The sequence below is a fragment of the Amycolatopsis alba DSM 44262 genome (assembly GCF_000384215.1).
GTDB classification, from domain to species: domain Bacteria; phylum Actinomycetota; class Actinomycetes; order Mycobacteriales; family Pseudonocardiaceae; genus Amycolatopsis; species Amycolatopsis alba.
Genome location: NZ_KB913032.1, coordinates 6,456,146 through 6,475,021, shown reverse-complemented (window position 1 = coordinate 6,475,021; position 18,876 = coordinate 6,456,146). Strand labels below are relative to the sequence as shown.

Here is an 18,876-nt window from a genome sequence, read left to right as displayed (position 1 = left end):
GCTGGTTAAATTGACCACAACTGTTGTCAGGTTAAAGTTGACAACAGTCGTAGTCAACTGTCGCGTCAAGGGGAGGAGCCGATCATGGCCGGCCGGAGCTGGGCAGGCACGACCCTGGACGACCGCAAGGCCGCTCGGCGGGAACAGCTCGTCGAGGCCGGGCTCGACCTGCTGGGCACCCAGGGCAGCGCCGGGGTGAGCGTCCGCGCGGTGTGCCGCCACGCCAAGCTGACCGAGCGGTACTTCTACGAGAGCTTCACCGACCGCGAGGAACTGGTCGTCGCGGTCTACGAGCACATCGGCGAACAGGCCCGGCAGGCACTGGTCGACGCCGTCAGCGACACGGCCGAACCCGCCGAACGGGCGAAGGCCGCCGTCCGCGCCTTCGTCGGATTGATGCTCGACGACCCGCGCAAGGGCCGCGTGCTCCTGCTCGCGCCGATCACCGATCCCGCGCTGACCACACGCGGGATCGCGCTCCTCCCCTCCTTCGCCGAACTGGTCAGCGGGCAGCTGTCCCACGGTGACGCGGCGGAACGGCAGATGACGTCGATCGGGCTGGTCGGCGCGCTGAGCAACGTGTTCATCGCCTACCTCGACGGCTCGCTCAAGGTGAGCCGCGACCGCCTGATCGACCACTGCGTCCGCCTCGTGCTCGGGGCCGACCGTCAGCCCTGAGACCGTTCGGCGACCAGCTGCAACGCGATGTCGATGATCATGTCCTCCTGCCCGCCCACGTACTTCGCGGCGCCGACGCGGTAGAGGATCTCGTGCGCCGGGACGTCGTAGCGCTCGGCGGCCCGTTCGGCGTGCAGCAGGAAGCTCGAGTACACGCCCGCGAAACCCTGCACGATCGACGACCGGTCCATCACCGGAAGCCGGGTGATGTACGGCTTCACGACGTTCTCGGCCGCGTCCATCAGCACGTCCTTGTCGACGCCGGTGCGGATCCCGAGCCGTTCGAACGTCGCCGCGAGGACCTCGGTCGGCGAGTTCCCCGCGCCGGCGCCGAGCGCCACCAGCGAACCGTCGATCTGCCGGGCACCGGCCCGGTAGGCGATGACCGAGTTGGCGACACCGAAGCTCAGGTTCTGGTGCCCGTGGTAGCCGACCTGGGCCTCGTCGCCGAATTCCGCCACCAGCGCGGCGACGCGTTCGCCCGCGTCCTCCAGGATCAGCGCCCCGGCCGAGTCGACGACGTACACGCACTGGCAGCCGGCGTCGACCATGATCCGGCCCTGCTTCGCCAGCGCCTCCGGCGTCGACATATGGGACAGCATCAGGAAACCGACCGTCTCCAGCCCGAGATCGCGCGCCGCGCCGAAGTGCTGGACGGAGACGTCGGCCTCGGTGCAGTGGGTCGCGATCCGGACCGCGCCAGCGCCGAGGTCGGCCGCCACCTTCAGGTCGCCGACCGTGCCGAGGCCGGGCAGGAGCAGCACGGCGATCTTCGCGTGCCGCGCCTCGTCGACCGCCGCGGCGATCAGCTTCCGCTCGTCGACCAGGGAGAACCCGTAGTTGAACGTCGAGCCGCCCAGCCCGTCGCCGTGGCTGACCTCGATCAGCGAGACGCCGCCGTCGTCCAGCGCCCGGACGGTGTCACGGACGTTCTTCTCGGTGAACTGGTGCGCCATGGCGTGGCTGCCGTCGCGCAGGCTGGTGTCGACCAGCCGGACCTCACGGTCGATCTCGTCCCACTTCACGCCGCCACCTCCTCCTGGGTCGCCAGCAGGTCGCCGACGCGGGCGGCCGCGGCCGTCATGATGTCGAGGTTCCCCGCGTACTTGGGCAGGAAGTCCCCGTTCCCGGCGACCTCCAGGAACACCGCGACCCTCGCTTGCCCGCTCCAGCCCTCTCGGGGTGGATCGAATTGCGGATCCGCCTTGAGCGTGTAGCCCGGCACGTAGCCCTGGACGGTCTCGACCATCCGGTGGATGGATTCGGTCACCGCGTCGAAGTCCGCGTCCGGGTCGATCGCGCAGAACACCGTGTCGCGCATGATCATCGGCGGGTCGACGGGGTTGATGATGATGATCGCCTTGCCGCGGCTCGCTCCCCCGACGAGCTCGATCCCGCGTGCCGTCGTCGCGGTGAACTCGTCGATGTTCGCACGGGTACCAGGGCCCGCCGAGCGCGAGGAGACGGACGCGACGATCTCGGCGTAGGGCACCGGCGTCACCCGCGACACCGCGTGCACGATCGGGATCGTGGCCTGACCGCCGCAGGTGATGAGGTTGACGTTCGGCACGTCGAGCCGCTCCGGCAGGCCCACGGCCGGGCACGTGAACGGGCCGACCGCGGCCGGGGTCAGGTCGATCGCGCGGATCCCCGCGGTCGCGTAGCGCGGCGCGTTCGCCAAATGCGCCTTCGCCGAGGTCGCTTCGAAGACCAGGTCCGGCAGTTCGTCGCGGGACAGCAGCCAGTCGACGCCGCCGGCGGAGGTCTCCAGCCCCAGCTCGGCGGCCTTGGCCAGCCCGTCCGAGTCCGGGTCCACGCCGACCATGTATCGCACCTCGACGTGTTCGCTACGCCTCAGCTTCGCGAGCAGGTCGGTGCCGATGTTTCCGGGACCGACGATCGCGGCCACCGCTTTCCGTTGCGCCATGTCAGGTGACGCTCCCCGAGCGGATAGGGCACACTCAACCCATGCGTGCCGCTGGGCGGAACGACGACCCGGAACGAACCGGAGCGGACGGCCTCGTGGCCGCCCGTGTCGCCGCGCTGCTCTCCGCCTTCCGTCCCGGCGACGACGCCCTCGGCGTTTCCGAGCTCGCGCGGCGGACCGGACTGGCGAAGTCGACCGTCCACCGGCTCACCGGCCACCTGGTCGCGACCGGGTTGCTGGAACGGGAGGGCTCGGCGCTGCGGCTCGGGCTGAAGCTGTTCGAGATCGGCCAGCTGGCGGTGCGGCGCCGTGGTCTGGTCGAGGCGGCGCGGCCGTATCTCGCCGATCTCCGCGAAGCGACCCGCAACACCGTGCATCTGGCGGTCCTGGAAGGCACCGAGGTCGTCTATCTCGACATCCTCCGCGGGCCCGACGCGCCGTCGCTGCCGTCCCGCATCGGCGGCCGTTTTCCCGCGCACGCCACCGGGGTCGGCAAGGCCATTCTCGCGTTTTCGCCGGAATCCGTGGTGACACAAGTGATCGACGCGGGATTGCCCAGGGTCAGCGTCCGGACGATCACCGCCGCCGGTCTGTTGCGCCGTCAGCTCGCGAAGGTCCGCGACGAAGGAATCGCTTTGGAGCGGGAAGAATCCGGTGTCGGCGTCGTCTGCGCCGCGAGCCCTTTGCTCGACTCACAAGGTGTCGCGGTGGCAGCCTTGTCGATCTCGGGCTGGGCGAATCGCATGCACACCAACCGGGTCGCGCCCGCGGTCCGGACCGCCGCGCTGGCCCTCTCTCGTACTTTGTAAGAAATTCTCCATGCCGACAACGGTTTCGCGTCCGGATGGAGCACTGCAGACCCATACCGGGAACGCGTTTTCGGGGCTACGCTTCGTGAGTGGCCCAGCACTGGGGGGACGCGCCACCGGGTCGATCCCCCGTCAGCGTCGACGGCCGTCTCCGGGTCGGGGCGGCCGCGCTCCGCCTGCTGTCGATCGACGTCGTCCTCACCCTCCTCGTGATCACAGGTGGTGCGCGCGTCCTCAATCTCGCCTCGCTGACGCCGTCCACCGCTACCGAACCGGCGACAGTCGCGCACGTCTTCGCGTTGAGCCACCTCACTTCCTTCACCGACACGGGCGTCACCGGGACGTCGCCGTTCGGCTGGGCGCAGCTCGCCGGGTACGCGCTGCTCTCGCGGGCGTTCGACCGGACCCCCGTCCCGGTCACGGCGGTCCGCGAGACGATGGTGCTCGCGGCCGTGCTGTGCGCGGTGCTGCTGTGGATGCTCGCGCGACGGCTGGGCCTGCCGTTCTGGGCGGCCACCATGGCCGTCGTGCTGATGGCGGTGTCCCCGCTCGCGATCGGGCTGCAGCGGGTGGTGCTCGTCGAGCACCTCGCGGTCGCCTGGGTCCTGGCGGCGCTCGTCCTCGTCACGACTCCCCGCGCACGGGCGCGGCCATGGCACGACGTCTTCGCCGCGTCGTGCCTTCTGGCCGCTGTCCTCACCTCACCACTGGCCTTGCTGGCGCTGCCGTCGGCGGGCTGGCTGCTCGTCCGGCGGCGTGAGGCGTCCCGCGTCGCGTTCACCGCGGTGACGTTCACCCTCGGTCTCGGTATCGCTTTCGGCCCGGCAGGTCCGGCGCTGCGCCCGAAGCTGCCGGAGCCGGGTCCGCCGGGAATCGCCGCCTGGGTCGCGTTGGATCCGGTGCTGGTCGTCCTGTCGATGGTCGCGATCGTCGCCGGGATGGTCTTTCCCCGCACCCGGCCGCTCGCCGTGACGGCGCTGCTGATCGCCGCGGTCCTCGCTCTTCCCTCGATCCCCGTCGAACTCCCGCTCGCACTGCTGATTCCGCTGACACCGCTGCTCGTCGCCGAGGTCGCGGCGACGGTCGCGGCGGGCAGGCCACCCGCCGGGCACCGGCTGGTCCCGACGCGGCGTCCCGTGTCGGCCGTCGTGCTGGCCACGGTGCTGACCTTCGTCTCGGCGGCGGGCTGGGTGCACGGGTTCGGCAGGCTCGGCCAGCCCGGCGACCCTGCGCTCACCCAAGCGCGGGAATGGTTGCAGGACAACGCTTCCGGTGACGTCATCCTGGTCGACGACGCGAGCTGGACCGAACTCGCCGCGGACGGCTGGCCGACCGGCTCCCTGATCCCGCTCGGTTCCTGCGCGGCCACCTGCGTCGTCCCGGACTGGGCCGTGCTGACCGCTTCCGGGCAACGCGACCGGCCGCGTTTCCGTGCCGCGTCGGCGGTTCTCGCCGGTGCCACCACGGTTGCGGTCTTCGGTTCCGTCACGGTGTCCCGTTTCGGCGAACCCGCGGATTCCCCCGGCGAGACCGAGGAATCCGGAGCACGCTCACGTGCCGGTGCGGCTTTGGCGGCGTCGGGCCAGGTTCAGTGCGAAGGACATACCCGCGACGCGCTGCACGCGGGAAAGGTCGATCCCCGGCTGATCGCCACCGTCGCCGCGCTCGCCACCCTCCAACCGGTCCGGCTGGTCGATTTCCCTTCCGCGCCCAGTGAAGCCGCCGCGGATCAGCCGCTGCGCCGGCTGGTCGTCTCCGGTAACGACGTAACCGCCATCGCCGACTTCTACACCGGTCAACGCGCGACGTTCCAGCCCGCGTCCGTCACCCGTGTACCGGGCGGGGTCCTCGTGACGTACCCGCTTTTCCCACCGTCCGGACTGCTCACGCCGTTCTCGTTTCCCTGATCCCCGGCAAAGAAAGGTCCCGTCATGCGTTTCCCCACCGTCCTGCTGAGACCCGCAGGCGTGCTCGCGGCCACCTTGCTGCTGCTCGGCGGTTCCTCGTTCGCCGCGCACGCCGCCCCTGGCCCCGGTGTCGGCTGGATCCGCGTCGGGCACCTCGCCCCCAAGGTCCCGCCGGTCGACATCTACTTCGCCGCTTTCGGCAAACCCGAGAAGGTCGTCATCCGCAAGGCGGGCTACGGCGCGGTGACCCAGTACTCCTCGGTCGCTCCCGGCGCGTACACGGTTTCGATGCGGCCCGCCGACGCGGCCGCGTCCTCGCCTCCCGCGCTGAGCGCGACGATCGAGATCAAGGAGGCGAGCGCGCACTCCATGCTGGTGTTCGCGAACGGCCCCGGCGGCGGGCTGCAAGGCAATCTGGTCCAAGACGATCTGACCGCGCCCTCGGCGGGCAACGGACGGGTGCGCGTCGTCCAGGGCTCGGCCGCCCTCACACCGGTGAGTGTCGCCGGATCGGACGGGAAGTCCGTGGTGAGCGGCGCCGCGTACGGCATCACGACGCCCTACACCGAACTTCCCGAGGGACGCTGGCCGCTGAAACTGACCTCCGGCAGCACGACCTCCGACTCCACGGTGGACGTCAAGGCCGGGTCGACGACCAGCCTGCTGGTGACCGAGAACGGCACCGGATTGAAGACCGAGGCGATCGCCGACGGCGCCACCCTGCCGGACCCGCCGAAGCTCGGGGTCGAGACCGGTGGCGGCGGGACCGCTCCGGAATCCTTGCCCTGGTGGCTTCTCGTGCTCCCGGCCGCACTCGCGTTCCTGGTGCTCCTGCGGCGCCCCGCCCGTGATCGCTGAGCGCGCCTTCTTTGTCCTTTTAGGACTCGCAGCGCTCACCGCTTGCGCCCCGGCCCCGACGGCTCCGGCCGGGGCTGTCGCTCCGGCCGGGACGGTCCCACCAGCCGTGTCCGGCCCGCTTCCGCTCCCCGCCAGGGCGAAGGTGTCCCCGGTCCGGCTGGCCATCCCGGCGATCGGCCTCGACCAGGCCGGGCTGATCCCGCTCGCGCTCGGCGCGGCGGGCGAACTCCAGCCACCCGGACGGTTCTCCGACGTCGGCTGGTACGAGGGCGGCCCGGTGCCGGGCGATCCCGGCCCGGCCGTCCTCGCCGCGCACGTCGACTCGCGTTCGGGACCGGCGCCGTTCTTCCGGCTGCGCGACCTGCGCTCCGGTGACGAGGTGCGGGTCACGCGATCCGACGGCGCCGACGTCGTGTTCCGGGTCGACTCGGTCCAGCGTTACCCGAAGAGCGAGTTCCCGACGCAGGCCGTCTACGGACCGGCGCCGGGAAACGCGCTGCGGTTGATCACCTGCGGCGGCAGTTTCGACCCGGCCAAGCGGTCCTATCGGGACAACGTCGTCGTCTACGCCTCACAGCGCTGGGACTAGGCCCCGGCGCGCCAGCTCCGGCCGCACGCCCTCGCCGAACCAGTAGGCCTCCTCCAGATGAGGGTATCCGGAGAGGACGAACTCCTCGATGCCGTGCGCGTGGTACTCCTCGATGAGGTCGGCGACCTCGCGGTGGCTGCCGACCAGCGCGGTACCCGCACCGCCGCGCACGAGACCGATGCCCGCCCACAGATTCGGGTGGATCTCCAGGCCCCGGACACCACCGTCGGTCTTGCCGCCGTGCAGTGCCGCCATCCGTTGCTGGCCGACGGATTCGCTGGCGGACAACTGCTTCTGCGTGTGGGCGATCCGCTCGGGATCGATCGCGTCCAGCAGTTTGGCCGCCTCGGCCCAGGCTTCCGCGGCCGTGTCACGGGAAAGGGTGTGCAGCCGGATGCCGAAGCGGAGCTTCCGGCCCTGTTCGTCGGCGAATTCGCGGACCTTGGCGATCTTTTCGGCGACCTGCGCGGGCGGCTCGCCCCAGGTCAGGTAGACGTCGGCGTGCTTCGCCGCGATCGGCAGCGCGGCCGGGGACGAGCCGCCGAAGTAGATCGGCGGAACCGGATCGGGTGCCGCTCGCGTGGTCGCGCCTTCGACCTTGAGATGCTCGCCTTCGTAGTCGAACGGCTTGCCGCTCCACACCCCGCGCACGATCTCGAGGAACTCGCCGGTGCGGGCGTACCGCTGGTCGTGATCGTGCCAGTCGCCGAAACGCCGCTGCTCGACCGCGTCCCCGCCGGTGACGACGTTGAGCAGCACGCGTCCCTCCGAGATCCGCTGGAAGGTCCCGGCCATCTGCGCGGCCAGCGTCGGCGAAACCGTCCCCGGCCGGAACGCGACCAGGAACTTGAGGCTTCTCGTCTCCCGGATGAGCGCGGCCGTGGTCAGCCAGGCGTCCTCGCACCAGGTGCCGGTCGGCGTCAGGACGCCTTCGAACCCGTTGGCCTCGGCGGCGCGGGCGACCTGGGCGAGATAGTCGAGACTCGGCTCGCGCGCGGAGGACGCCCCGGCGGCGCGACTGGCGTGGAAGTGCTCCACGATCGTCCGGCCGTCGCCGGTGGTGGGCAGGAACCAATGCAGCTTGAGCGTCACGGTTCCGAGCTTCGGCTTTTCGGGCGGGCCCGGTCAATCGGCGGGCTTCGCGTCCCGCGATCTGGACTCGTGCGTGGTAACTACCGGATTCTGGGCGCGTTTGCAGGTTCGGTCCGTGAAGGCCTCCTTGAGGGACTCAGAGTCCCTCAAGGAGGCCTTCACGGACTTGCGGCTGACGGTTGGAACCAGTCAGCCGCCGAACATCAGCCGCCATTCGGCCGGCGACTTCGGCTGGAACACGAAGTTGGTGTCCTTCACCCGCGAAAGGTTCGCCGACGGCTCGGCCGAGTACTGGTGTCCCGGATAGACGACCGGGTCCCCGTCCAGCCCGGCCAGCCACTGCAGGCTCCGGTAGATCGCGTCCACGTCGCCACCGGGGAAATCGGTCCGGCCACAGCCTTCGAGGAACAGCGTGTCGCCCGAGACGAGCCGTCCGTCGACCAGGAAGCACTGGCTGCCGGGGGTGTGCCCCGGCGTGTGCAGCAGCCGGATCGGCACCGCACCGACCTCGAGGACCTCGTCGTGCTCGTGCGAGCGCAGGTCGGTTCCGGAGACACCGGTGATGCGGCGAACCCATTCGGCTTCGGCGCCGTTGACGTGGATCGGCACCTGGACGCGCTCCAGCAGCTCCGCGATCCCCGGTAGCGAGAACCCCATCATCTCGCCGCCGACGTGGTCGGGATGGTGATGCGTGGCGAGGACACCGGTCAGCCGCATGCCGTCGGCTTCGAGCAGGTCCAGCAGATCGCCGACGGCGTACGCCGGGTCGACGATCACAGCCTCGTTCGTCTCCCTGTCGCCGATCAGATAGGCGAAGTTGACCATCTGCGTCGCGACCGGATCCCCCACCGCGAAGTCACGGCCCGCGAGCAACTGCCGGAAATACAGCCTGTCAGCCATGCGGACACCTTACGGCCCTATTCACCCGTGCTGCCGTCGGCCAGCTCCCGCAGGACGTCCAGATGCCCGGTGTGCCGCGCGGTCTCCTGGAGGACGTGCGCGAGCACCCACCGGACGGTGAACTTCCCCGATCTGCGCGCACGTTCGCCGGGCGAAACCCCGGCCAGGGCCGACTCCGACAACTCCCACTCCGCGCGGTACGCCTCGACGACCGAGCGCGGCTCGTCGTCCTCGGTCAGATCCCAGCTCGGATCCGGTGAGCCTTCCCACAGCGACGGCAGATCGGCGCCGCCCGCTTCGATCGAAAGCCACCAGCGCTCCACCGCGGTCAGGTGTTTGAGCACCCCCAGCGCGCTCATGCGCGGGGACGACGGAAGCGGTGTCGCGGCCGCCTGTTCCCTGGTCAGCCCGGCGACCTTGTTCACCGCTGTCGCGCGGAGGAAGCGCAGGAAGTCCCACTGGATCCCGGCCTCGTCCTCGGCGATCCCGTCCGGCCATGACCGGTCCACCGGCTCGGCTCTCGAACTCGTGTTCGACATCCGGCCACTCTACACATCGGGCAGGACTAGGCTGACCCGTCATGTGGTGGGGACTGATTTGCGCGCTCTTCGCGGCCTGTGCGTACGGCGTCGCTTCGGTGATGCAGGCGATCGCCGCGAAGGCGACTTCAGGCGCCGAAGACCGCGTCGATCCTCGGCTCCTCGTGCGCGTGCTGCGGCAGTGGAAGTTCGTCGCGGGCCTCGCGCTGGACGTCGTCGGGTTCGTCGCCCAGCTCGCCGCCTTGCGTGTGCTTCCGCTGTTCGTGGTCCAGGCGGCGCTGGCGGGAAGCCTGGCCGTGACGGCGGTCGCGGCACGGGTGCTCGGTGTCCGGCTGGGACGTCGTGAGTGGACGGCGGTCGCGGTCGTCTGCGCCGGTCTCGCGCTGCTCGGGATGTCGGCGGAGAGCGAGGGTTCGGACGCGACCGGGCTGGGGTTCCGGCTCGTGCTGATCGGCGCGGTCGTCGTACTCGGCACGGCCGGGATGCTCGCCGGCCGCGCGTCGCGGCGGATCCGGACACCGGCGCTGGGCCTGATCGCCGGGCTCTGTTTCGGCGTCGTCGCCTTGTCCGGCCGCGTGCTCACCGGTTTCGCCCCACTGGAGCTGCTGACCGACCCGGCCGTCTACACCCTCGGCGTGGCGGGCGCGCTGGCGATGTTGTTCTACGCCACCGCGTTGCAACGCGGCAGTGTCACCACCTCGACCGCGATGATGGTGATCGGCGAGACCGTCTTCCCGTCCCTGATCGGGGTTCTCGTACTGGGCGACACCACACGCCCCGGTTTCGCGGTCGTGGCCGTCGTCGGGTTCGCGCTCGCGGTTTCGGCGGCGCTGGCGCTCGCCCGCTTCGGCGAGCCCACCCCGATCGAACCGGTCAGCGCGCCGCTCGGCTGACTCCGCGCCGGGACACCAGCAGCCAGGCCAGGTACAGCCCGCCGATCGCCCCGGTCACCAGGCCGACGGGCAGGCCTGCGAACAGCTGCTGGGTGATCAGATCGCTCGTCACCAGCAGGAGCATGCCCATCAGCGCGGACGCGGCGAGTCCGGGGCCGGAAGACCGCGTGAGCCGTTTCGCCAGCTGAGGCGCGGCGAGCGCCAGGAACGCGATCGGGCCGGCGGCCGCAGTCGCGATCGAACACAGCCCGACGCTGACGCCGAGCAGTACGAGACGGCTCCGCTCGACCGGCACGCCGAGTCCCTTGGCCGAATCGTCGCCCATCTCCAGCAGTGAAAGCCTCCTGCCGTAGACGAAGGCTGGCGGAAGCAGGACGGCGATGGCGATCGCGACCGGGACGACGTGCTCCCAGCCGCGCCCGTTGAGCCCGCCGACCAGCCAGGCCTGAGCCGCCAGGCCGTCCTGATGGGCGGCACGGGTGATCAGGTACGAGTTGAACGCGATGAGCATCGCGTTCACGCCGATCCCGACGAGGATCAGCCGGAAGGCGTGCACGCCGCGTTTGAACGCGAGCAGCGCGATCAGCGCCGCCGTCGCGACGCCGCCGACGAGCGCGCCGAACGAGACCTGGAGCATCCCGCCGTGCACCACGATGATCGTCAGCAGTGCCCCGGAAGCGGCTCCTTCGGTGAACCCGATGAAGTCGGGGCTGCCCAAGGGGTTCCCGGACAGGCTCTGCAGGATCGCGCCGCTGACCGCGAGCGCGCCGCCGACCAGCAGCGCGGTCAGCAGCCGCGGCAGCCGCAGCGTGGTCACGATGAATTCGGTGCTCCGGTCACCGAAGCCGAACAACGTCTGGATGACCTCGCCGACGCTCAACGGGTAGTCGCCGGTCGTCATGCTCACCGCGCCGACGAAGAACACGGCGACGGCCAGCACCACGACGACGATCGCCGCCCTCGGGGTGACGCGCAGGGACAGTCCCCCGCCGGGGGTGCGCAGGACGCGGGTGGTCATCGGCGGGCGCTCCTTGGTCGTGGTCCGCTCGTTCGTCGTGGTCACAGCCGGGCCAGCTTCCTGCGGCGGCACAGCGCGATGAACACCGGCGCCCCGAGGAACGCGACGACGATGCCGGCCTGCAGTTCCTCCGGCGGGTTCAGCACGCGGCCGACGATGTCGGCGCCGATCAGCGCGATCGGCGCGAGCAGCATCGAGTACGGCAGGACCCAGCGCTGATCCGGGCCGACCAGCAGGCGGGCGGCGTGCGGCACGGCGAGCCCGAGGAACAGGACCGGTCCGATCGCCGCGGTCCCCGCGCCGCAGAGCAGCATCACGACGATCGCGCCCAGCACGCGGGTGCGGCCGACGTGGGCGCCGAGCGCCTTGCCGGTCTGGTCGCCGAGCGCGAGGACGTTGAGCGGCCGGGCCAGCAGCAGCGCGATGATCACGCCGAGCGCGACGAACGGCGAGATCTGCAGGAACACATCCCATTTCCGGCCGCTGAGCGAGCCGACGTTCCAGAACCGGAACTGGTTGAACGTCTCGGGCATCAGCAGCAGCACGCCGACGATGTACGCCTGGAGCACCGCCATGACGGCCGAACCGGCGAGCACGAGGCGGTCCGGGGTGGCGCTGCGGCCCGCCGAGCCGAGGACGTAGACCACGATCGAGGCGATCGCCGCCCCGGCGAAGGCGAACCAGATGTAGCCGAGCACGCTGGTGACCCCGGCGAACGCGATCCCGGACACGACCGCGGCCGCGGCGCCGGTGTTGACGCCGAGCAGGCCGGGGTCGGCGAGCGGGTTCCGCGTGAGTGCCTGCATCACCGCGCCCGCGAGGCCCAGCGCCGCGCCGACGACGAGACCCAGCAGGGTCCGCGGGATGCGGAGGTCGTGGATGATCACCGCGTCGGTCGAGCCGTCGTTGTGCCACAGCACCGACCAGGTGGAAGTGAACGGGATGCTCTTCGACCCCACCCAGATGCTGAGCAGGCACACCAGCGCCAGCACGGCGAGCCCGAGCACCAGGCCGCCGGCGCGGAACGTCCGTGCCGTGGCGCTCGGCGGGGACGCCGCGACGGGCGCGCGTTCGGTGACGACCACGGGGCCCTCCTTGTGAATGAGGCGCCGGAGTTCACCTCAACGAGCTATCAACTTAGACTAGCCTTACCTACCCCGAACGATCGGAGGCGCCGGTGCCCGCAACGGCCACCACCAGCCGGAGCGTCCTGCGCCAGGCGATTTCCGGACAGCGTCGGCAGGTCACCCTCGCGTCCGTGCTCGCCGCCGGGCATCAGGGCGGTGAAGCACTCGTCCCGGTGATCATCGGCGTGGTGATCGACCAGGCCGTCGACGGCGGTTCGGCGGGCACGCTCGTGTTCTGGCTCGCCGTGCTCGGCGTGGTCTTCGCCGGACTGTCCTACAGCTACCGGTTCGCCGCGCGGGCGGCCGAGAGCGCGTCGCTGCGGGCGGCGCACGACCTCCGCATCGCGATCAGCCGGCGCGTCCTGCATCCCGGTGGCGGCGCCGAAAACGGCAAGCTGGCGGGCGAACTGGTCAACATCGGCACCAGCGACGCGCAACGGGTCGGGGTCGTCAACGCGGTGCTGCCGTTCGGGATCGCCGCGCTCGCCGGGGTGCTGGTCAGCGCGGTCGCCCTGCTGCGCATCTCGCTGCCGCTGGGCCTCCTGGTCCTGCTGGGCACACCGCCGCTGCTGTACCTCGCGCATCTCATCGGCAAGCCGCTCGAACGCCGCAGCGAGGCCGAACAGGAGCGTTCCGCGCACGCTTCGGGGGTCGCCACCGATCTGGTCTCCGGTCTGCGGGTGCTCAAGGGCATCGGCGCCGAACCGGCCGCGGTCGCCCGGTATCGCGACACCAGCCAGAACTCGCTCAAGGCGACGTTGCGCGCCGCGCGGGCCAAGGCCTGGCACGACGGCGCCGTGCTCGCGCTGACCGGGATCTTCATCGCGATCGTCGCCCTCGTCGGCGGAAACCTCGCGTCGTCGGGATCGATCAGCGTCGGCGACCTCGTCGCGGCCGTCGGCCTCGCCCAGTTCCTGCTCACCCCGTTCCTGATCTTCTCGTGGGTCAACGGCGAACTGGCGCAGGGCCGGGCGTCGGCGTCCAGGGTCGCCGACCTGCTGACCACGCCGGCCGCGGTCGAAGCGGGTGACGGCGAACTCCCGGCACCGGCCACCGGGAACGTCCGGTTCACCGGGGTCTCCTACCGCAGCCTCCGCGGTGTCGATCTCGACATCCCCGCCGGGCAGCTGATCGGTGTCGTCGCCGCCGATCCGGCCGCCGCGACCGATCTGCTCGACTGCCTCGGCCGCGCGGGCGATCCTGCCGAGGGCAAGGTCCATGTCGACAGCGTCGATCTGTCCACTGTGGACCCCGATCGGGTGCGGGAGGTCGTCCTGGTCGCCGCGCACGACGCGGACCTGTTCGAAGGGACGCTGGCGGAGAACGTGGGGGCAGCCATGGACGAGGCGCTCGCCGCGTCGGCGGCGGACGAGGTCGCCGCCGCGCTTCCGGACGGCACCGCGACCGTCGTCACCGAACGCGGGCGCTCGCTGTCCGGCGGCCAGCGGCAGCGCGTCGCCCTCGCCCGCGCGCTCGCCGCGGACGCGCCGGTGCTCGTCGTCCACGATCCGACGACGGCGGTGGACACCGTGACCGAGGCGAAGATCGCCACCGGGCTCGCCCGGCTACGACAAGGACGGACCACGATCCTGGTGACCACGAGTCCTGCCCTGCTCGCCGTGACCGACCGTGTCATCGTCCTCGAAGGCGGCCGCGTCACCGGCGAGGGCGGCCACGCCGAACTCGCCCGCGATCGCGCCGACTACCGCGCGGCGGTGCTGTCGTGAACCGCGAACTCCTCCCCACCGCCGACGGCAAGCGGATCCGGGCCGTCCTCGGCGAACTGCTCCGCACCTCGAAAGCCCGCGCCGCCGGCGCGCTCGTCATGCTGGTCGGCGCGACCGCGATCGGGCTGCTCACCGTCCGCCTGCTCGGCCACATCGTCGATCTCGTCATCGAGAAACGGCCCGCGACCGAACTGACCACCCCGGTGGTGGCGCTGGTCCTGGTCGCCGTCACGCAGGCGATCGCGACGGCGCTGGGTGTTTCGCTGACCGCGAGGCTCGGCGAAACCCTGCTCGCGGAATTGCGGGAACGGTTCGTCGACCGGGCGCTGAGTCTCCCGCTGGAGCAGGTCGAACGCGCGGGCTCCGGCGACCTGACCGCCCGTGTCACCAACGACGTCACCGTGGTCGCGAGGGCGGTCCGCGACGCCTTGCCCGAACTGGGCCGCTCGGTGCTCACCATCGTGCTGACCCTCGGCGCTCTCGCCGTCCTCGACTGGCGGTTCCTCCTGGCGGCACTGCTGGCGACGCCGATCCAGCTGCACACCGTGCGCTGGTACGTCCGCAACGCCGTCCCCCTGTACGCGAAGCAGCGGATCGCGACGGGTTCGCAGCAGCAGCAACTGCTCGACACGATCGGCGGTGCGAAGACCGTCCGGGCGTTCCGCCTCGCCGACGCCCACGTCGAGCGGGTCCGGCAGCGGTCCGAGGGCGCGATGGACCTGATGCTGCGCGGTGTCCGGCTGATGACGAAGTTCTTCGCCCGGCTCAACCTCGCCGAGTTCGTCGGCCTCTCGGCCGTCCTCGCGGCGGGTTTCCTGCTGGTGGGCGCGGACGCGGTCACCGTCGGCGCGGCGACCGCGGCGGCGTTGTACTTCCACAGCCTGTTCGGCCCGATCAACTCCGCGCTGGCGCTGGTGGACGACGCGCAGGCCGCCGCCGCGAGCCTCGCCAGGCTGATCGGCGTCGCCGACCTTCCCGCGCCGCACGAGCCCGAGCGACCGGGGAAACCCCTTGACGCCTCGGTGAAGGCGGCCGGGATCTCCCATTCCTATGTGGACGGACATCCGGTACTGCGCGACGTCGATCTGAGCCTCTCCCCCGGCGAGCGGGTCGCTTTGGTCGGCGCGAGCGGGGCGGGGAAGACGACGCTGGCCAAACTGATCGCCGGGATCCACTCCCCCGGCTCGGGCACGATCTCCGTCGGCGGCGTGCCGCTCGACGAACTGGGGCCGTCCGCCACCCGGCAGGCGGTCGCGCTGATCAGCCAGGAGGTGCACGTCTTCGCCGGTTCGCTGGCCGACGACCTGCGGCTCGCCCGGCCCGGCGCGTCCGACGCGGAACTGTTCGCGGCGCTGGAAAAGGTCGGCGCGCGCGGCTGGGCGGAAGCGTTGGGCGAAGGTCTCGCGACCGTGGTCGGCGAAGGCGGGCATCAGCTGACGGTCACCCAGGCCCAGCAGCTCGCGCTGGCCAGGCTGGTGCTGGCGGACCCGCCGATCGCGATCCTCGACGAGGCCACCGCCGAAGCCGGGAGCGCGGGCGCGAAGACCCTCGAAGCCGCCGCGGCAGCCGCCCTCGAAGGCCGGACCGGCCTGGTCGTGGCGCACCGGCTGACGCAGGCGGCGGCCTCGGACCGCGTCGTCGTGCTCGACGCCGGCGTCGTGGTCGAGAGCGGGACGCACGACGAACTCGTGGCCTCGGGTGGTCGGTACGCAACGCTGTGGGCGGCCTGGTCGGACAACCGTTCACGGACGTGACCCGAGACGCAGCGTCGCCGGTTGCGTTCGGCCGTCCATCGTCTTAGGTTAGGCAAACCTGAATCTCGATTAATCCGGCATTTCGCCGGACCGCCGATCATGAAGGACGGACGATGGCCCGGATCCCCACTCTCTCCGCCGCGCGCGGGCGCCTGAAGACCGCCGGTTTGCTGGCGTCCACCCTGGTGCTGGCCGCCTCGCTCACCGCGTGCGGAGGAAGCGGCGATTCAGCCGCCCCGGCCGCGCAGAACTCCGCCGGCTCGGCGGTCGACGCGAACGCGTTCCCGACCACGATCGAGCACAAGTACGGCAGCACCACCATCACGCAGGAGCCCAAGCGGGTCGTCACGGTCGGCCTGACCGAGCAGGACGCGCTGCTCGCCCTCGGCGTGGTGCCGGTCGGTGTCACCGAGTGGCTCGGCAAGTTCCCCGGCACCATCGCCCCCTGGGCGACCGACAAGCTCGGCGGCGCGGCGCTGCCCGAGGTCCTCAAGGACGTCGACGGGCCGCAGTACGAGAAGATCGCCGCGCTCAAGCCGGACCTGATCATCGCGCTGTACTCCGGGCTCACCAAGGAGCAGTACGACAAGCTGAGCCAGATCGGCGTCCCGGTCGTCGCGCAGCCCAAGGAGTACAACGACTACGGCATCCCCTGGAACGAGGCGACCAAGAAGGTCGGCCAGGCCGTCGGGCGCTCCACCAAGGCGAACGAACTGGTCAAGGGCGTCGAGGACAAGTTCGCGCAGGCCCGCAAGGACCACCCGGAGTTCGCGGGCAAGACGGCGCTGATGGCCTCGACCTACGAGGGCTACTTCGTCTACGGCAGCCAGGACGGGCGCTCGCACATCCTCGAATCGCTCGGCTTCAAGCTGCCCGCCGACCTGGACGGCGTCATCGGTGACAAGTTCGGCAAGAGCCTCAGCGCGGAGCGGACCGACCTGCTCGACCGCGACGCGCTCGTGTGGCTCATCGACACCCCGGCCAAGGCCGCGGAGATCCTCGGGAAGGACGCGCTGTACACCGGCCTGAAGGTGGCCAAGGAAAAGCGTGAGGTCTTCATCGAGAACGACGGCACCTATGGCAGCGCGGTCTCCTTCGTGACCGTGCTGAGCCTGCCGTACGTGCTCGACCGGATCGTCCCGCAGCTCACCGCCGCGGTCGACGGCGACCCGAAGACCGAGGTCAAACCGGCCAGCTGAGCCAGTCCGGAAGGAAACGGGGCCGCGAGCTCGTCGCTCGCGGCCCCGTTTCGTTTCGGGTCAGCGCGACTCCGGCCGGGTGTCGCGAAAGCCACTTTCGTGACGTCTGATGTCCCGAAAGTGGCTTTCGCGACACGGTCGCCGGCGGTCCATGAGTAGCGAGTCCGTGAAGGCCTCCTTGCCTACCCTGAAGGTAGTGAAGGAGGCCTTCACAGCGAGTAAGCGTCGGTCGGGATGGTCGTGAGTGGTAGGACGCGCTCTACCACTCACGAGGTCCTGGACTGGGGCTGCGCGGGGCTTGAGCGCTGATGGCGGCGTTGCGAAAGTGGCTTTCGCAACGCTGCCTTCCCGCTGAACCGACGCGGTATCGGCACCCTCACGATCAGTGCGGGAAGCCCAAGGAGTCGTGCAGGGGAACGGTGATCTGCTTCAGCCAGGTCTTGGTGGTGAAGTCACGGGCCTTGATGACCACCGAGCCCGGCGCGACCTCGATCTGCAGGCCCTGGTTGAACGCGCCGCCGAGAGACACTTCCCCGCCCTTGCCGTCGTCGGTCCAGCCCACCTGGACGGCGGCGGTGTTGACCACGGTGAACCCTTCGAGGTTGCCGGTGCCGGGGACCACCCTGCGGACCACCCAGTCCGACAGGTTGAGATCCCAGTGGGTGTGCCCGGAGAACAGGAACACGTCCCGGTAGCGGCCGAGGATCGACAGCAGCCTGTCGGGCTGGAGATAGTCGGACCGGTAGAGCTTGTTGTGCGTGCCGGAGACGGTGTTGGGCAGCGGGTGGTGGGTCATCACCATCACCGGGCTGCGCCGGATCGACCAGTACCGGAGACGCTGTTCGAGCCAGGTGAACTGCCGGTCGCTCATCCAGACCTCGTCCCACAGCTTGGGGTCGTGGTACTTCGAGTACTGCTCGGTTCCGAGGCAGAGCACCGGAACCCCGCCGAACGACGTCTCGCTGTAGACGGTGTTGCGGCCCGCGAACCGGTAGAAACTGCGGAAGAGGGAGTCCTCGGTCGTCCCGTTGGGCCAGGTCTCCTGGGCGAGGGTGTCGGGATCCCGCCATTTCGGGACGTAGAACTCGTGGTTGCCGATGGCCCAGGCGACCTCGCGCGGATGCGGATGCTTGTCCAGGGTCGCGCGAAGCTGGGCGTATTCGAAGTCGTAGCCGCGCGGGGTGAGGTCACCCGCGATCCCGAGTCCCGCGCTGCCGGGGTTGATCGCGTGCAGATCGTCGAGCGCGCTGCCGAAGTCGGTGAGGTCACCCTGGATGTCGCTCAGGATGTTGAAGCGGACAACCGGCCAGTGCGGCCCCCACTTCGTTTGTGCCTGGGGTTGCGCCTCCGCCTGACCCGGCAGCATCGCCGCCCCTGCCGCGCCGCCGGCGGCCACCATAAATGCTCTTCGATCCATAAGCCGAACTTTAATCACGTTTCACATCGCCAGAAGAAACCGGGACCGGCGGCGCTGTTCGATGATTAACCGCGGCTGACGTGCGGCTTTCCGGTCACCGAATTCAAGGCGGACAAAGTGAGACGGGATTTTGAACAACGCGTTTCGGCGGGAGCGAAAACGCCTTTCCGGCGGTCGCGGCGAAAAGTCGTGGAGGTCACTTTACCAAGTAGTCGCGTCTCTTAAGTGGTAAGAGCGGTGAGACCAAGGGTGTCTTAGGTACCTACGGGCGGGGGTGTCGTGTGACCGGCGGGACGACACACGTGATCAGACGGACGACACACGTGACTGGACGGACGACACGCGGCGGAACTCGGCCGTAGCCAAGTGACGTCCATCTGGCCACGGGTGTCGTCCATCTGATCACACGTGTCGTCCACTCGGTCACGCGAAAGTACCGGGT

17 protein-coding genes are annotated in these 18,876 nt (G+C 70.2%); 9 read left to right on the top strand and 8 right to left on the bottom strand.

What is annotated here, in order from left to right; translation table 11 throughout:
• Positions 1-84: 84 nt before the first annotated feature.
• Positions 85-678: a TetR/AcrR family transcriptional regulator gene (locus AMYAL_RS0130300; protein ID WP_020635037.1), complete on the top strand. Its 594-nt coding sequence runs from the start codon at positions 85-87 to the stop codon at positions 676-678.
• On the opposite strand, the gene dmpG is transcribed toward AMYAL_RS0130300, so the two are convergent.
• Together dmpG and AMYAL_RS0130290 are read right to left on the bottom strand one after the other, a co-directional pair.
• A complete protein-coding gene (gene dmpG, locus AMYAL_RS0130295) occupies positions 669-1,703 on the bottom strand; it encodes a 4-hydroxy-2-oxovalerate aldolase (protein WP_020635036.1) in 1,035 nt (344 codons plus the stop codon). The two genes, AMYAL_RS0130300 and dmpG, sit on opposite strands and share 10 nt — an antisense overlap.
• Positions 1,700-2,605: an acetaldehyde dehydrogenase (acetylating) gene (locus AMYAL_RS0130290; RefSeq protein ID WP_020635035.1), complete on the bottom strand. Its 906-nt coding sequence runs from the start codon at positions 2,603-2,605 to the stop codon at positions 1,700-1,702. The genes dmpG and AMYAL_RS0130290 overlap by 4 nt, the downstream gene beginning before the upstream one ends.
• A gap of 41 nt (positions 2,606-2,646) precedes the next feature.
• Here AMYAL_RS0130290 and AMYAL_RS0130285 point away from each other — a divergent pair, with 41 nt between their 5' ends.
• The 4 genes from AMYAL_RS0130285 to AMYAL_RS0130270 all read left to right on the top strand — a co-directional run bounded on the left by AMYAL_RS0130285 (position 2,647) and on the right by AMYAL_RS0130270 (position 6,768).
• Positions 2,647-3,414, top strand: coding sequence for an IclR family transcriptional regulator (locus AMYAL_RS0130285; RefSeq protein ID WP_020635034.1), 768 nt, complete (start codon positions 2,647-2,649; stop codon positions 3,412-3,414).
• 89 nt (positions 3,415-3,503) lie between these two features.
• Positions 3,504-5,321 carry a phospholipid carrier-dependent glycosyltransferase gene (locus AMYAL_RS0130280; RefSeq protein ID WP_020635033.1) on the top strand — a complete coding sequence of 606 codons (1,818 nt, stop codon included), beginning with the start codon at positions 3,504-3,506 and terminating at the stop codon, positions 5,319-5,321.
• A gap of 24 nt (positions 5,322-5,345) precedes the next feature.
• Positions 5,346-6,179: a DUF4397 domain-containing protein gene (locus AMYAL_RS0130275; protein WP_039794393.1), complete on the top strand. Its 834-nt coding sequence runs from the start codon at positions 5,346-5,348 to the stop codon at positions 6,177-6,179.
• 106 nt (positions 6,180-6,285) lie between these two features.
• Entirely contained in the window at positions 6,286-6,768 is a 483-nt protein-coding gene (locus tag AMYAL_RS0130270; protein ID WP_020635031.1) for a class F sortase, read from the top strand.
• On the opposite strand, the gene AMYAL_RS0130265 is transcribed toward AMYAL_RS0130270, so the two are convergent.
• The 3 genes from AMYAL_RS0130265 to AMYAL_RS0130255 form a co-directional block, all read right to left on the bottom strand.
• Positions 6,751-7,860, bottom strand: a complete 1,110-nt coding sequence (locus AMYAL_RS0130265) for an LLM class flavin-dependent oxidoreductase (RefSeq protein ID WP_020635030.1) — start codon at positions 7,858-7,860, stop codon at positions 6,751-6,753. The genes AMYAL_RS0130270 and AMYAL_RS0130265 overlap by 18 nt on opposite strands.
• A 189-nt stretch (positions 7,861-8,049) precedes the next feature.
• Complete coding sequence (locus AMYAL_RS0130260; protein WP_020635029.1) at positions 8,050-8,760, bottom strand: MBL fold metallo-hydrolase; 711 nt, start codon at positions 8,758-8,760, stop codon at positions 8,050-8,052.
• Positions 8,761-8,777: 17 nt separating this feature from the next.
• A complete protein-coding gene (locus tag AMYAL_RS0130255) occupies positions 8,778-9,299 on the bottom strand; it encodes a DinB family protein (protein WP_020635028.1) in 522 nt (173 codons plus the stop codon).
• 41 nt (positions 9,300-9,340) lie between these two features.
• Here AMYAL_RS0130255 and AMYAL_RS0130250 point away from each other — a divergent pair, with 41 nt between their 5' ends.
• A complete protein-coding gene (locus AMYAL_RS0130250; protein WP_020635027.1) occupies positions 9,341-10,192 on the top strand; it encodes a DMT family transporter in 852 nt (283 codons plus the stop codon).
• Here AMYAL_RS0130250 and AMYAL_RS0130245 read toward each other — a convergent pair.
• Together AMYAL_RS0130245 and AMYAL_RS0130240 are read right to left on the bottom strand one after the other, a co-directional pair.
• The gene (locus AMYAL_RS0130245) at positions 10,173-11,210 is read right to left on the bottom strand and encodes a FecCD family ABC transporter permease (RefSeq protein ID WP_039795885.1); all 1,038 of its coding nucleotides are present in this window, start codon (positions 11,208-11,210) and stop codon (positions 10,173-10,175) included. The two genes, AMYAL_RS0130250 and AMYAL_RS0130245, sit on opposite strands and share 20 nt — an antisense overlap.
• Before the next feature lie 41 nt (positions 11,211-11,251).
• On the bottom strand, positions 11,252-12,295 hold the full coding sequence (locus tag AMYAL_RS0130240; RefSeq protein WP_020635025.1) for a FecCD family ABC transporter permease: 1,044 nt from the start codon (positions 12,293-12,295) through the stop codon (positions 11,252-11,254).
• Positions 12,296-12,387: 92 nt separating this feature from the next.
• Between AMYAL_RS0130240 and AMYAL_RS0130235 the strand changes: the two genes are divergently transcribed.
• The 3 genes from AMYAL_RS0130235 (at position 12,388) to AMYAL_RS0130225 (ending at position 17,017) form a co-directional block, all read left to right on the top strand.
• On the top strand, positions 12,388-14,064 hold the full coding sequence (locus AMYAL_RS0130235; RefSeq protein ID WP_020635024.1) for an ABC transporter ATP-binding protein: 1,677 nt from the start codon (positions 12,388-12,390) through the stop codon (positions 14,062-14,064).
• Positions 14,061-15,818 carry an ABC transporter ATP-binding protein gene (locus tag AMYAL_RS0130230; protein ID WP_020635023.1) on the top strand — a complete coding sequence of 586 codons (1,758 nt, stop codon included), beginning with the start codon at positions 14,061-14,063 and terminating at the stop codon, positions 15,816-15,818. The genes AMYAL_RS0130235 and AMYAL_RS0130230 overlap by 4 nt, the downstream gene beginning before the upstream one ends.
• A 113-nt stretch (positions 15,819-15,931) precedes the next feature.
• Positions 15,932-17,017, top strand: coding sequence for an iron-siderophore ABC transporter substrate-binding protein (locus tag AMYAL_RS0130225; RefSeq protein WP_020635022.1), 1,086 nt, complete (start codon positions 15,932-15,934; stop codon positions 17,015-17,017).
• A 382-nt stretch (positions 17,018-17,399) separates the two neighbouring features.
• Here the strand turns inward: AMYAL_RS0130225 and AMYAL_RS0130220 are convergent, their stop codons facing one another.
• A complete protein-coding gene (locus tag AMYAL_RS0130220; RefSeq protein ID WP_026467576.1) occupies positions 17,400-18,434 on the bottom strand; it encodes a metallophosphoesterase family protein in 1,035 nt (344 codons plus the stop codon).
• Positions 18,435-18,876 lie beyond the last annotated feature (442 nt).